Origin of the sequence: Natronorubrum amylolyticum, assembly GCF_052040145.1 — an archaeon.
GTDB lineage: Archaea > Halobacteriota > Halobacteria > Halobacteriales > Natrialbaceae > Natronorubrum.
This window is the reverse complement of sequence record NZ_JBPPFW010000002.1, coordinates 1-14,443: the sequence shown is the minus strand read 5'-3', so window position 1 is coordinate 14,443 and position 14,443 is coordinate 1. Positions and strand designations below refer to the sequence as shown.

The window sequence follows — 14,443 nt, the reverse complement described above, 5'->3', positions numbered from 1 at the left end:
TCTCGGTCGGTCCGTCTCGTCGCTCATCTCGAAAGCGCTTCTCGAGCGAGTCAGTACGTCACGTGCAACAGGACGTAAACGACGATTCCCAGCGAGAACGAGATCAGCCACAGGCTCGCCGCGACTCGACCAAAACGGGCGTGATTGGTCTGGTACAGTTCCTCGATGGGATAGGCGAACGCGAGCAGCAGGGCGTAGTAGACCAGCGGCACGCAGACGACCGCGAGGACGATGTGGATCGCGAGGACCGGCAGGTAGACGAACTGGTAGACCGCGTCGGGACCCGGAAAGGGCTGCGGGCCGCCGGTCGCGACCAGCCGGTAGAGATAGAGCGTGAGGAAGGCCGCGAACAGGCCGAACGACGCCAGCATCGCGATGCGGTGTCTGTCGACGTCGCCCCGACGAATCGCCCGCCAGCCGAGCGTGATCGTCCCGATGGCCATCAGGCTGATCAGCACGTTCACCGTAGGAATAGCCGTCAGCACAGAGTCAGGCATCGCCGGAACGACAGACTGGGGAATCCTTCCTCCGGCAGCGGCGAAGACGATGCCTACAGAGAAGACGCTCAGAAGCCCTGTCAACAGCGGCACACGATCTTGTGTGACGACAGACATGGTTGGATGGTTCGTGGGTACGGGCAAAGCGGTTTGGTTCTCGGTGCGACGGATCGTCACGTTCGCAAACGGTGAGACGGTGCTCGACCGAGCAGGAGTGAAAAATCGGCCGTTCAGCTACCGAACGGAACCGGGTCGACGCCGAACTAGGTCATGATCTGTAAGCTGTTTTCTCGCGCCAGAAGCAACGCAGAGTCGGTACCGGCGAGTGACGCCGGTGAGACCGGTTCGAAGTCGACCGTCCACAGGTGATCGCCGGTGTCAGCGTTGACAGCGTGGATGTCGAGGTCGGGACCGACGTAAACGACGGTATCGCCGATGACGATCGGACTCCGTTCGGCCCAAGCATCTGGACGGAACTCGCGGTCTGGGGTGTACTTCCACTGCAAATGTAGGTCGTCGTCGAGACAGTGCAAGACGCCGATTGCGTCAACGACGTAGATGCAGCTGTCGCCGTACGCGAGAGCGGATTCAATCGGTTCGTCGAAGTACGCAACTTCGGTTCGGTTCCCGTTCTCGAGACCGATACGTTCTACGACCCCGCGGTCATCGTGCATTCCGCAGATCAGAACGTCACTGCCGATCACCGGTGGACCTGCCGGTACGAGGCTGGTTTGCGTCGACCACTGCTCGTCGCCATCGGCAGTGTTGAACGACATGACGTGCCCCGCTGCATCGACAGTGACGACTGACCCGCCCGCGCAACTCGGCTGATAAGGTGTGACCTGTGAAGTATTGGTGTGCCATACCACATCTCCTGTTTCAGCATCGATCGCGGCCAACTTCCCGTTTCCAGATTCCTGCGCGACAAATAGCAAACCAGTATGATAGACCGGCGGAGTCTGTCTCGCGTGTACCGACGCCTCCCATTTGCGCCCACCCTCGTCGAACGGTAGACGGTACACGGTATTACCAGCAGTCACGAATACAGCATCGTCAGAAGCCGTGATATATTCCAACCTGTGATTCGGCGTATCGATCGAGTGTACCCACGCCTCTTCGAACGTCTCGAGATTGAATCCGACGACCTCCTCTGATCGGTAGTCGACGGCGATGACAACACCGTCTACGACGAGACCCGGTGTGACAAATCCAGGACCATCCAGTGATCGTTCGGCTTCCCAGCGAACCTCCGGTTTGTCTTCGATCCCTCCATTATCAAGAAACCCCCTGTTCTGGGCATCGAAACGGGGCTGTGACCAGTCCGAGAGCGCGTCGCTCTCGAACGGTTCGCCCCGCTCGGTGCCGTGATATCCACTACTGCTTAGGGTATCCACACAACCGCCCAGTAGTGCGGTTCCGACTGCTGCGAGGATCGATCGTCGTTTCATAGTTCTATATGACACACGCGTATATTAATATCTTATCTGGCAGCATACCGTCATCTCTCAAATAGACAGAAAGAAATACATAATCTTCATACTGAATGTATGTCTGTATGTCACGTAAAAATTCCAGACGGAACGTTCTGAAAGGGGTCGCCGGAGCGTCGTTGATCGGCAGCATTAGCGGTGTGAGTACTGCAAGTAGTTCCATACGGTCGACTGCAGAAGTGATTTCGATCAAGGGTACGTATAGCAGTCCGATCGACGATAGTGAAATAAACAAACCGGTGATTGAAGCGGCATCAAACCGCGCAAATGGCGCACATACGGACCTTGCTGTGGAGACTTCGTCTGAGTCGGGGCGTCTCGTATCGTACGTTGGCCACGTCAACGAAGCAGGAAAAATCACCGAGGTGATCAGTTTCGCCGGCAGCAAAGACGATGTGTCTGCACTTCACCGGCGAAATGACCGACTGAAAACTGAATTCGAAACGGAGGATTTCACGCTACAGGAAGGATCTACAAAATCCGCTGACAGGGAAGATTGGGCATCGAGGCGGAGCAGTATCGCCGAAACTGAAGAGTGTCCCTACGGGTCGTTTTACAATACGTACGACATTCTCCAACACGAAGAAGAATTAGAGGCCTGGATAACCGAGGACCGGTTCACGACCCGTCCCGGAATAATGAACGACGAATGTGGTTCTGATTGGGAAACCTATGCAGGTGAAGTTGAACACACGTGGGATACTGGACACGAAGTCGAAATGGACAGTTGGGAACCGGCGAACGGAATCTCTCCAGATGACGACTATGAACCATCTATCGAAATTTCAGGAGACGGTATCGCCGTAACTTTTGGTGGATCGTGGGATGTACACGGGGTTTATGCTGAGGAGCACTCTGATCCTGGCAGATTCGCTAAGTTCGAAACAGACTATCGTGGTGATTATACGGAAACGACTGCCAGCCTTGATGTGATAAGCGGAGGTGTACGTCAAGAATGGAACGACGACCCTGCCGGTGCGACGATCGTTCAGATCGACACAGAGGCTCAGTTTGTATGGGGGAGCGCAGTAGCAACAGGAGATCACACAGTTAACTACACTATCTAGCGTCGCATAAGGGTCAATTCTTTCTGACTTTTATTTTCCTGTTAGCGGGATAAGACCCTAGATAGACCTCGTCTAGAGATATCGTCCGGGTTAGACCAGTTCGTATCGGATAACACTTGTGTCTGTGAAAACCATCGCTTCGCGGCGCATCGCGCCGCGTTTCTTATAGTAGTCACTGCAAGTCAGTGCACACCTGATCGCCAGACGATTCGGCGATCAGTGTGTAAATCGTTGCAGTTGTTACTATAGGCGGACTTCGTCCACCCTTGCGATGCGTGGGACCGGATTTGAACGTCCGTCGTTCCGCTTCGCTCACGGCTATACCGTTCGCTTTCCCGTGGCGCGAAGCGCCACGGGTCGCTCCACGACGACATTCGCGATTGGCAAGCCAATCGCTCATCGGCGGACCCCTACGAGATAACATCCGGTTACAGGCTCACCGCTGTTCAGTGTGGTTTCCTGTAGAATTATGCGTGGGTGATGTCCTCGGAGGAGATCACCTGCATCGATGCGCTCGGCGGCGGAGCCGCCTCGCGTTTCGCGGCGCGTAGCGCCGCGCATGCGATGCGTGGGACCGGATTTGAACCGGCGGACCCCTACGGGACAGCGCCCTCAACGCTGCGCCGTTGGCCTGGCTTGGCTACCCACGCTCGCGGTCTCTTTGTCTTTCTGCACTCAATCGTATCCAGTGTGATTATAAAAGCCCTTTCCTTTGTAGGCGCGCCTGCGGCGAGGTCACACGGGACTGACCCGTACTGAGGCGGTGATTTAAAATGCGACAGTTGCCAAAGGATACCATGGCTAAGTATTCGACCGGGTCCTCGTCCGGAGGCGGTGGGACGAACTGCGAACTCTGCGGGGCCGAGAGCAACAGGCTCCAGCTCGCGACCGTCGCCGGGGCCGAACTCGAGGTCTGTCCCGACTGCGCACCGCACGACGACAACCAACAGAAGTCGAGTTCGCGGAACCAGCAACGCAGTTCCCAGGACAGCGGTGGAAGCGCCTCGAGCGACGGTCCCAGCCGCAAGCAGAAGGCGGCCCAGAACGTCGCCAAGGCGAACCCGGTCTGGGACGGCGACTCCGAACACTGGGAGAAAGAGGGGACGAACTACGACGACGACCCGCTCCCCTATCTCGTCGCGAACTACGGCGAAGAGCTGGTCGAAGCGCGCCAGGAGGCCGGGCTCCAGCGCGACGAACTCGCAGACGAACTCGGTGCCCCCGAAAAGGATCTGCTCGCCGTCGAACAGGGACGGGCGACGCAGGCCGGCGTCGGCGGCGGATTGATCGAGGCACTCGAGGAGCGTCTGGACGTGACGCTCGCGGAGTGACGAAATCGACCGCGGGTACCGACACGACCGCCGGCGCGTCCCGACCGAACGCGACGCAGGCGGGCGATCCTCGGCAAGCAGACTTTTCATGGCGGACGACGGAGTTCACCCAATGACCGGGCAACGGGCGGCTCGAGAGCCGTACACGACGCGGTTCGAAACCGAGGTGACGTCCGTCGACGGCCGTGACGTCTGGCTCGAGACGAGCTACTTTTACGGCGAGAGCGGCGGGCAGCCGGCCGACCGCGGGACGATCGGCGGCATCGAGGTCGCGGACGTTCGGTACGAGGACGGAGAACACGTCCACGTCCTCGCCGAGGAGCCGTCGTTCCGGGTCGGCAAGCGCGTGCTGTGTTCGATCGACTGGTCGTTTCGCATGTACTGCATGCGCGCCCACACCGCCAGTCACGTGCTCTACGGCGCCGGCAGACGGCTCCTCGAGGACCTCGGCTACGGCGGCTTCGACATCAGTGAGGAGAAGGTCCGGGTCGACCTCGAGACGAGCACGGAGATCGACGACGAGACGCTACTCGAACTGGATACGCTCGTCAATCGAGTGGTCTGGGAATCTCGGCCGGTAACGTGGGACGATATCCCGGTTACGGACGCGCGGGAGCGCGACGACATTGCGTTCAACGAGGCGACCGAGGAGGGAGCCTTCCAGAAGGGGCGTCTCCGGATCGTTACGATCGGAAGCGAGGACGACAACGGAACCGCCAACGGACTCGTTCGCAGGGACGGCGGCTCGAGCGACCCGTGGGACGTCGCAGCCTGTGGGGGAACCCACGTCCGTAACACGCGGGAGGTCGGCCCCGTGACCGTACTCGGCCGGTCGAACCCCGGTAAGGGGCTGACGCGAGTCGAGCTCGCGGTCGGCCCGCGTGCGATCGATCGCCGCGAAACGGAAAAGCGCGTGGCGCTCTCCTCGCGACGGGCGCTCGGCGTCTCCCTCGAGGACGTCGGGGACGAACTCGCCCGATTGGACGATGAGCGCGACGAACTCGCCGCCGAGGTTCGGTCGCTGCGCCGAGAACTCGTCGAAACGGACCTCGAGCGGGCGGAGTCGTTCGAACGGGACGGACTCGAGTGGGTCGCGACGACGGTCTCGGAGGTCGATGTGAACGAGGCAGGTGAGATCGCAAGCGCCGTTGCGGGTGACGTCGCCGATGTCATCGTGATGGCCGGAGGTGCTGAGTCGCCGTACGCCGTCGTGGCCGCGGACGGATCGTGCTCCGCCGAGGCCGTGATCGACGACCTGACCGACGAGTTCGGCGGCGGTGGCGGCGGCTCTGTGGCGCTGGCGAAGGCCGGTGGGTTCGACGCGACGCCGGCGGAGATCGTCGCGAGTTTGACTGAGTAGCGAGCCACCCGATTTTGTGCGGCCTCTCGAGGCAGACAACGCCGACCCGAGTTATTACTGGCCCGCGAACGACCACCTCGTATGGGAGTCGACTACTCACAGCTTCGCGATCCGAACGCCGAGTATACGATGCGAGACCTCTCGGCGGAGACGATGCAGGTCACTCGCGAGCGCGGCGGCGGCCGCGACGTCGAGATCACGGACGTCCAGACGACGATGGTCGACGGCAACTTCCCGTGGACGCTCGTCCGAATCTACACCGATGCGGGCGTCGTCGGCACCGGCGAAGCCTACTGGGGCGCGGGAGCGCCCGAACTGATCGAACGGATGGCGCCCTTCCTGCAGGGCGAGAACCCGCTCGATATCGACCGACTCACAGAACATCTCGTCCAGAAGATGTCCGGCGAGGGCTCGATCGGCGGCGTCACGATAACAGCCATCTCGGGCATCGAGGTCGCCCTGCACGATCTGGCGGGCAAAATCCTCGAGCTCCCCGCCTACCAGTTGATGGGTGGCAAGTACCGGGACGAGGTGCGGGTCTACTGCGACTGCCACACCGAGGAGGAAGCCGACCCCGTCGCCTGTGCCGAGGAGGCCGAGCGGGTCGTCGAAGAGCTCGGGTACGACGCGCTGAAGTTCGATCTGGACGTCCCGTCGGGCCACGAGAAAGATCGCGCGAATCGCCATCTCCGGGAGCCGGAGATCGACCACAAGGTGAGCATCGTCGAGGCCGTCACCGAGGCCGTCGGCCACCGGGCAGACGTGGCCTTCGACTGCCACTGGACGTTCTCCGGCGGCAGTGCGAAGCGACTCGCGAAGGCGCTCGAACCCTACGACGTCTGGTGGCTCGAGGACCCCGTGCCGCCGGAGAACCACGATGTCCAGCGCGAAATCACGCAGTCGACGAGCACGCCGATCGCCGCCGGCGAGAACGTCTACCGCAAGCACGGCCAGCGTCGCCTCATCGAGAATCAGGCGGTGGACATCATCGCGCCGGACATGCCGAAAGTCGGCGGGATGCGCGAGACGGCGAAGATCGCGGACAAGGCGGACATGTACTACATGCCGGTCGCGATGCACAACGTCTCCTCGCCGGTCGCTACGGTTGCGAGCGCTCACGTCGGAGCCGCCATTCCGAACTCGCTGGCGGTCGAGTACCACTCCTACGAACTCGGCTGGTGGGAGGATCTGGTCGAAGAGAACGTGATCGAAGACGGTTACATCGAGGTGCCCGAGGAGCCGGGGCTCGGCGTCACGCTCGATATGGATGCCGTCGCGGAGCATATGGTCGACGGTGAGGAGTTGTTTGATGAATCATAAGATTCATCAAACTCGCTGAGCTCTGCTCAGCGCTATTCGATTGAGCGAAGCGAAATCGAGCTCGTGAATTGCTGATTCACGTCGTTCGACGAAGCCCGAACTGCCTCGAGACGACCGGCTGAGACCTGTCTCTGTAATCGTCTCTCCACTGCGATTCAGAAGAATGAGGTAGTAGTACACCACATATTTACTTCGCTGGCCGTCGATAGCTGACTCGTGAACTGGAACCACGACCACGAGGCACCCGACCGACGAACGGTCACCGACGGCGGAACTCCCGATCGCGAGACCGCGTTCGAGAGCGGAGACGGCTCACACCACCCCGGTCCGCCGCGGTTCGTCACCGTCGGGGACGGCATCGTGAATCCGAACGGTCGGGAGATGGAGACGCGCGACGACCTCGCGCCGTGGAACCCCGACGGCGACAGGACCTACGAGTGGCACCTCGTCGATGCGCCGGAGGGGTCGACCGCCGAGCCGACCGACGAACCGGTCGCCGAGTTCGAACCGGACGTGCCGGGCGTCTACACGCTCGCCCTCGAGGCTCCCGACGGAACCCACCGATTGACGGTTCGGGCCTTCCCCGAGGCGGACGACGACGCCCCTCGGCCGCGGATCGACCTCGAGGCGACGGTCGAGGACGATCGAATCGTCCTGTCGCCGACGGCGACCTGCGCCGAGTGCGAGCCGTCCGTCGAGTACTACGTCGACGACCGGGACCCCGACATTCTCGAGTCGGACGGAACGATTCCGATCGATGCCGTGGACGAACCGGTCCGGATCTACGCCGTCGCCGTGGCCGAGCGCCACTCCGTCCCGGACGCGATCGAACTGGTCCCCGACGAGGAGACCGGATCGGTCCGCGTCGAGCACCCCTTCGAACCGCCGGCGTGGATCGCGGACTCGATCGTTTACGAGATCTTCACCCGCCGGTTTCCCGATCAGGACGAGCCGACGTTCGCGACCATCGCGGACCGACTCGACCACCTCGAGCGCCTCGGCGTCGACGTCCTCTGGCTGACGCCGTTTCTCGAGGCCGAGAGCGGGTTCGGAACGCCGATGGCACGCGGCGGTCCCCACGGCTACAATACGCGGGACTACTTCGCGGTGGATTCGGATCTCGGAACGATGGCCGACTTCGAGGCGCTGGTCGACGCCTGCCACGAGCGCGGGATCAGGGTCGTCTTCGACCTCGTCATCAACCACACCGCGGATACGCACCCGTTCTACGAGGCCGCGGTCGACGACTCCCATCCCGAACACGAGCGCTACCGCGACTGGTACCGGTGGGAGGAGTTCGAGGCGCGCGATCCGGACACCTACTTCGGCTGGGACGGGATCCCGAACCTCGACTACGGAAACCCCGAGGTTCGGGAGTACCTGCTCTCCGTCGTCGACTTCTGGGCCGAACGGGTCGACGGCATTCGGGCCGACGTCGCGTGGGGTGTCCCGCTGACGTTCTGGACCGAGGTTCACGACCGCGTGACGAGTGCGGACGGAGAGTTCTTCCTGTTGGACGAGACGCTGCCCTCCGACGTCGAGATGGGCGGCGGCCGCTTCCACATGCACCACGACGACGTCCTTCACGACACGCTCGAGCGGTTGGGTGAACGGTTCGGGTCCGCCGAATCGAGCGCGACCGCTACTACCGAGGAGATGGATGCCGTCGACGCGACACCCGACGACGAAGAAGACGCCGTCGCCGACGAGTTCGTGGATCGGGCCGCACACCTGGACACGTCGACCGCCGACGCCGTTCTCGACGCGCTCGAGGATCGCCGTCGACGCGGACCTCACCCGGACTCGGAGTGGCTGCTGTACGTCGAGAACCACGATACTGACCGGTATCTCTCCGAGTACGGTCGGGAGGCACAGCGCGCCGCGGCCGCGGCGACGTTTACCCTCCCCGGATCGCCGATGTGCTACTACGGCCAGGAGACCGGCGTTCGCGGTCGGCGCGATCCGATGAACTGGGGCGCGTTCGACGAACCCCTGCTCGCGTACTACGAACGGCTGTTCAAGATTCGCCGCGAGGAGCCCGCGTTACAGACCGATGCGAGCCTCGAGCGAATCACCTACGAGGCGGAGACGAACACCGCGGTGGCGTTCGCTCGATCCGCACCCGGGGACGATCGACGGGTCGTCGTCGCGATCAACTTCGGTGAAGGATCAGCGACGGTGAAACTCGAGGAGCCGGTGGACGAGACGGATCTGCTGACCGGCGAGTCGGTCGTCGATTCGTCAACCGGCGATATCGTCGTGGACAGCGTGGTCGTTCTCGAGAGCGAGTCGAAGAAGGACTGATACCGGCGACGGCGAGTCAGTGTCGACGGACGGTCGATACCGCCTCGCCGTCACGCTGACGGTCGGGGACGGTGGGCTGTTGTAAGAGAGAAGAGGAAATCGAGTCGAGAGCGCTCAGCCTTCCATGCCGCCGAAGGAGAGGCCGCTCTCGACGTAGCTCTGGGCGAAGAAGTAGATGAGCGCGACCGGGAGCGCGAACAGGATCGCGAACGCCGCAAACTCCGTCCACGGCGTGGAGTGGCGGCTCCCGGTGGCCAGCCCGTAGAGCTCGATCGAGAGGGTCTCGTTCCCCGGCGAGAGCAGCGTCTGTGCGACGATGAACTCGTTCCAGCCCGCGAGGAACGCGAACACGAGGACGACGGCGAGCCCCGGTTTGGCGAGTGGAAGGATGATCTCGCGCATCACCTGCCACTGGCTCGCGCCGTCGACGATCGCCGCCTCCTCGTAGGAGACCGGAATGTTGTCCATGAACAGCTTCAACAGCCACGTGTTGAACGGGATCGCCCCGCCGGCGTAGAACAACCCGAGCACGAGCAGGTTGTTGTTGACCCCGAACTCGACGAACAGGGCGTAGAGCGCGACGAGAACCGCGATCGAGAGCCCCGCACCGACCTGCGTGAACAGGACGTAGCCGTAGAGGACGTTACTCTTGCCGATGAACTTTCGGCGCGAGAGCGCGTACGCGCCGGGCACAGCGAGCGTGATGGTCACGCTGACCGTGACGAAAACCACCACGAGGCTGTTCTGGAGCGCACTCCAGAACCGATCGCCGCCGAGGACGGTTCGATAGGCCTCGAGGTTGTAGCCCGTCGGATCGGCGAAGACGCCGTCGGACGTGAGCAGCGTGCTCCCACCCGAAAGGGAGGCGGTGACCACCCAGTAGACCGGGAACATCAACACGAGCAGTATCGAGACGGCGAACCCGGTCGCGAGCGCCGTTTTGGCGACGTCTTCAGGTGTTCGACGTCCGGCTCGAAGATCGACGATAGCGTTGTAGAGTCCTCTCATCGTTATGCTGCTCCCTCCGCGATGTTCGTTTTCCTCACTGCGAGTAGCATGAACATCCCGATGATGATGATCGCGATGGTCATGATCGACGAGGCCAGCGCGAACTGGTTCTCGATGATCGCCTCACGGTAGCCGTACACCAGAATGAGTTCGTTCTGGCGGGCCGGACCACCCTGGTTCAACACCCACGGGATGAGGAAGTTTTGGAACGATGTCGCGGCCGTCAGGATCGACGCGAAGATGACGGGACCCTTGATCGACGGGAACGTCACGTTGACGAACCGATGGAAGAAGCCCGCGCCGTCGACTTTCGCCGCGTCCTGGAGCTCTCCGGGGACGTCCTGCAGCGCGCTCACGATGATGATGACCATGAACGGGTACGCGAGCCAGACTTCCGTCGTCACGTACGCCGCGAACGCGGTCCACCGGCTCGAGAGGAACCCGATAGGAACGTCGGCCAGCAGGAACTGCGGCGCGTTAACCGTCGTAAAGAAGACGATCGTATCAACGAGGCCCGTGACCGAGGTGACGGCACCGTTGTACATCGACAGGAACTCGTTCATCGGTCCGAACCGCGCCCCGCTGAACATCGCCCGCCAGATGCTGATCGTAAAGATCGGCGGGAACCCCATCGGAATGATGACGATCGCCCGCATGTAGCGCTTGCCCTTGACCCGCTCGTGGGTCAAGACCATCGCGAGACCGATGGCCAGAATGACCTTGAGCACGAGGCTCAGCGCCAGATAGAGCCAGGTGATGGACATCGAGTTCCAGAACTGCCAGTCAGTGAGCAGTTCGACGTAGTTGTCGAACCCGACGACCGACGTCTCACCGCTGACGACCGAACCGGCCGTCGTCGCGTCGGTCAGCGAGATGTAGATCAGCATCGCGATCGGGTAGATCATGAACATCGAGAACAGCAACAGCCCGGGGAGCACGAGGAGCCACCCGATGAGATCTCTGGTCTCGAGGTTCAGATCGTCGACGAGCTCCGTTGTCGACCGTCCGGAGGGAAAGACACCCATTGTTCGTCGTCAGTCCCAGCTGTCGCGAATCTCGTCGGCTGCCGTTTCGAACGCGTCGGCCGCCGATTCGCTGCCGGAGAAGAGTTGGTCGAGTGCGTCTTCCATCGGGGCCCAGACCGAGTCCATCTTCGCGTCTGCCGGCATCGGGACGCCCATGTCGACGGTCTCACTGAACGCGCCGACGGTCTCGCCAAGTTCGTCACTGCCGACGTGATCGTTGTGGACCGGGATCATGCCGTTGTCCGCGTTGGTGGTGATCACGTCGTCGTTAGTGGTGTACCACTCAGCGAACTCGATGACGGACTCGAGCGTTCCCTCGTCGGCTTCCTCGCCCTCGGTCGTGAAGTACCAGAGCGGAATGCCGGTCAACGGCGTCGGCTCGCCGCCGTCGGGAAGCGGGAGCGGAGCGACGCCGAGATCGAGGTCGGCGTACTCGCCGGTCATCCACGGGCCGTTGATCGTAAACGGCGCGTTGCCGTCGCCGAACGTCGCCTCGTGGGCCTCGTTGTCCGACGCGGCGGGCGTGTACGGATAGAGCGACTGTTCGATGAACTCCCCGCCCTCGATTACGGCGTCCGAATCGACGCCCAGCTCGTCCGCCTCCTCGTCGAACAGCAGGCCGTCGAACGCCTGCAGGTACGCGCTCATGAAGTAGACGTCCGTCGGCGGATAGGCGAGACCGTACGTCCCCTCGCCGTCGGGGTCGTGGTAGTCTTCCATGATCTCCTCCATCTCGTCGATCGTTTCTGGCGGCTCCTCGACCATCTCCCGGTTGTACATCAGCGTCACGGTCTCCGCCGCGTACGGGAGTCCGTAGACGTTGCCCTCCCACTGGACCGCCTCGGCCGCCGCTTCCGAGTAAGTGTCCTCAAGATTCAGGTCGATGTCGTCGGTCGCGTCGTACAGGTAGCCTTCGTCGTGATAGAGCCCGATCCAGTCGTGGGCCCAGGTGAAGCCGACGGGTCCCTCGCCGGCGGGAAGCGCCGTCTCCAGTTGCTCTTCCATCTCGTTGACGGAGTTCGAACCGAGGTCGTGTCCGGTCTCCTCGTTGAACTCGTTCAGGAAGTCGTTGAACTGCTCCGCCTCCGCGTCCTGGAACTCGTGCCAGAGTACTTCCGGATCGTCACCAGTGAACAGTCCCCCAATACAGCCCGCGAGCGTCGTTGCTGCGGCCGTTCCACCGATTCCCTTCAGTATTGATCTGCGGTTCATTGTCATGCCTCAATCAGTGATGTATTATGTATTCACATATTTAATAGTTGTGGGTGTGAAGCGTCTCGGTCATCTCGAATCGACGTTTCTGAATTATTAATCATATCTGCGCCACGTAGCGTCTATATGACCACTCTACAGCCCATATTCGCGTACGATCGTAGTGTATCGGACGGTCAATTCGTCTCCAGTGTCCGTTTCTTGCACGGAGCGGTTATACCGTACCGATATCGACCCCTCGAAAGTAGATGAAATAGTACACCACAAATTACGGTTATTGAGAAAGGGTTTTGTAGACGGTCGCCAAACCGTTTCTGTATGGCACGTGTTAGCGTCGACTCGCTCCGCAAGACGTACGACCGCGGCTCGATCGTCGCCGTCGACGATCTGAACCTCGATATCGAAGACGGCGAGTTCATCACCGTCGTCGGTCCGTCCGGTTGCGGAAAGACGACGACGCTCCGAATGTTGGCCGGCCTCGAGGAGCCTTCCGGGGGGACGATCACGATCGGGGACGAGGACGTCACGGACGTCCACGCGAAGAACCGGGACGTCGCGATGGTGTTCCAGAACTACGCGCTCTATCCCCACAAGACCGTCTTCGAGAACATGGAGTTCGGACTCCGGATGAGCACCGACCTCGAGGAAGCCGAACGCGAACGTCGCGTCGTCGAGGCCGCCGAAATGATGGGGATCGACGACCTGCTCGACGACAAACCCGACGAGCTTTCGGGCGGGCAGAAACAGCGCGTCGCGCTCGGCCGAGCGATCGTCCGCGAACCCGATCTCTTCCTCTTCGACGAGCCGCTTTCCAACCTCGACGCGAGCCTCCGGACGGAGATGCGCGCAGAGATCCAGCGTATCCAGGACGAACTCGGAATCACCGCGGTCTACGTCACGCACGATCAGGAGGAGGCGATGACGATGGGCGATCGGATGGTCATCCTCAATCACGGCATCCTTCAGCAGACTGGACCGCCGACGGAGGTCTACGAGAACCCAGTCAACCGATTCGTCGGCGGCTTCGTCGGCTCGCCGTCGATGAACTTCGTCGACGTCGACGTCGAACGCGACGGCGATCGGGTCCGGCTGCTCGGTCCCGGCGGCGGGTTCCAGTTCGATCTCTCGGCGGCGTACGTCGACCGACACGCCGGGGAGCTCTCGGCCGACCGATACACACTGGGGATCCGACCCGAGAACGTCTCGGTCGCCGATGGAAGGGCCGACAACACGGTCCGAACCACCGTCGAGGTCGTCGAACCGGTCGGCTCGGACAACTATCTTCACGTCGACGTCGCCGATGACTTCATCGTCCGAGTCGAGTCGACGATCACCCCTGAAACCGGGGATCAGGTGACGCTGACGTTCTCGGAGTCCGATCTCCACCTGTTCGATCGAGATAGCGGCATCGATATCTTCGGGACCGAGACCGAACCGCCGGAAGCGCCGGCCCAGTAACCGGCTTCCACGGCTCTGTTGAAATTCCAACTGCCTAACAAGAGAGGCGTGCTGAATACAGGGCGCGAATGTCGCACGACCGCTCATCCAGCTATCAGAGCAACACTATCAAGGTCAACACCTACTTTCCCGGCCGCCCTGAAGAAGTGTATGAGCGTCATCCTCGAATTCACGGTTGAAAACGATCAGTTCTCTCTCGGACAAGTATTTTCAGGGCTACCGGAAATGTCTCTTGAACTCGAGCGAATCGTACCAACAGGAACCGGTATTATGCCGTTCCTGTGGGCAACCGGGGACGATTTCGATACCTTTGAGCAAAAAGTGGCGGATCACCCGTATGTAGACGAGTTCCTTGCAATCGACAAAGTAGA

General features: G+C 61.5%; 12 protein-coding genes and 1 tRNA gene. 7 read left to right on the top strand and 6 right to left on the bottom strand.

Annotated features, from left to right (window positions below):
- Positions 1-50: 50 nt before the first annotated feature.
- Together ACSFDB_RS06390 and ACSFDB_RS06385 are read right to left on the bottom strand one after the other, a co-directional pair.
- Positions 51-614, bottom strand: coding sequence for a DUF420 domain-containing protein (locus ACSFDB_RS06390; protein WP_440770193.1), 564 nt, complete (start codon positions 612-614; stop codon positions 51-53).
- A 146-nt stretch (positions 615-760) separates the two neighbouring features.
- The gene (locus ACSFDB_RS06385; protein ID WP_440770192.1) at positions 761-1,945 is read right to left on the bottom strand and encodes an outer membrane protein assembly factor BamB family protein; all 1,185 of its coding nucleotides are present in this window, start codon (positions 1,943-1,945) and stop codon (positions 761-763) included.
- A 221-nt stretch (positions 1,946-2,166) separates the two neighbouring features.
- Between ACSFDB_RS06385 and ACSFDB_RS06380 the strand changes: the two genes are divergently transcribed.
- The gene (locus tag ACSFDB_RS06380; protein ID WP_440770191.1) at positions 2,167-3,054 is read left to right on the top strand and encodes a hypothetical protein; all 888 of its coding nucleotides are present in this window, start codon (positions 2,167-2,169) and stop codon (positions 3,052-3,054) included.
- 565 nt (positions 3,055-3,619) lie between these two features.
- On the opposite strand, the gene ACSFDB_RS06375 is transcribed toward ACSFDB_RS06380, so the two are convergent.
- Positions 3,620-3,704, bottom strand: a tRNA-Leu gene (locus ACSFDB_RS06375).
- Between the two features lie 147 nt (positions 3,705-3,851).
- Between ACSFDB_RS06375 and ACSFDB_RS06370 the strand changes: the two genes are divergently transcribed.
- The 4 genes from ACSFDB_RS06370 to ACSFDB_RS06355 all read left to right on the top strand — a co-directional run bounded on the left by ACSFDB_RS06370 (position 3,852) and on the right by ACSFDB_RS06355 (position 9,369).
- A complete protein-coding gene (locus ACSFDB_RS06370; protein WP_440770190.1) occupies positions 3,852-4,385 on the top strand; it encodes a helix-turn-helix domain-containing protein in 534 nt (177 codons plus the stop codon).
- Between the two features lie 112 nt (positions 4,386-4,497).
- Complete coding sequence (locus ACSFDB_RS06365; RefSeq protein WP_440770189.1) at positions 4,498-5,745, top strand: alanyl-tRNA editing protein; 1,248 nt, start codon at positions 4,498-4,500, stop codon at positions 5,743-5,745.
- A gap of 81 nt (positions 5,746-5,826) precedes the next feature.
- Entirely contained in the window at positions 5,827-7,065 is a 1,239-nt protein-coding gene (locus tag ACSFDB_RS06360; protein WP_440770188.1) for a mandelate racemase/muconate lactonizing enzyme family protein, read from the top strand.
- Between the two features lie 216 nt (positions 7,066-7,281).
- A complete protein-coding gene (locus ACSFDB_RS06355) occupies positions 7,282-9,369 on the top strand; it encodes an alpha-amylase family glycosyl hydrolase (protein ID WP_440770187.1) in 2,088 nt (695 codons plus the stop codon).
- A 114-nt stretch (positions 9,370-9,483) separates the two neighbouring features.
- Here ACSFDB_RS06355 and ACSFDB_RS06350 read toward each other — a convergent pair whose 3' ends face one another.
- From ACSFDB_RS06350 to ACSFDB_RS06340, 3 genes are read right to left on the bottom strand one after another with little or no spacing between them, the layout of a single operon-like run.
- Positions 9,484-10,377 carry a sugar ABC transporter permease gene (locus ACSFDB_RS06350; RefSeq protein ID WP_440770186.1) on the bottom strand — a complete coding sequence of 298 codons (894 nt, stop codon included), beginning with the start codon at positions 10,375-10,377 and terminating at the stop codon, positions 9,484-9,486.
- Between the two features lie 2 nt (positions 10,378-10,379).
- The gene (locus tag ACSFDB_RS06345; RefSeq protein ID WP_440770185.1) at positions 10,380-11,402 is read right to left on the bottom strand and encodes a carbohydrate ABC transporter permease; all 1,023 of its coding nucleotides are present in this window, start codon (positions 11,400-11,402) and stop codon (positions 10,380-10,382) included.
- Positions 11,403-11,411: 9 nt separating this feature from the next.
- Positions 11,412-12,614: a substrate-binding domain-containing protein gene (locus tag ACSFDB_RS06340; RefSeq protein WP_440770184.1), complete on the bottom strand. Its 1,203-nt coding sequence runs from the start codon at positions 12,612-12,614 to the stop codon at positions 11,412-11,414.
- Between the two features lie 318 nt (positions 12,615-12,932).
- On the opposite strand from ACSFDB_RS06340, the gene ACSFDB_RS06335 reads away from it, so the two are divergent.
- Entirely contained in the window at positions 12,933-14,072 is a 1,140-nt protein-coding gene (locus tag ACSFDB_RS06335; RefSeq protein ID WP_440770183.1) for an ABC transporter ATP-binding protein, read from the top strand.
- Between the two features lie 150 nt (positions 14,073-14,222).
- On the top strand, positions 14,223-14,443 hold a 221-nt coding region (locus tag ACSFDB_RS06330; RefSeq protein ID WP_440770182.1), incomplete at its 3' end, for a bacterio-opsin activator domain-containing protein.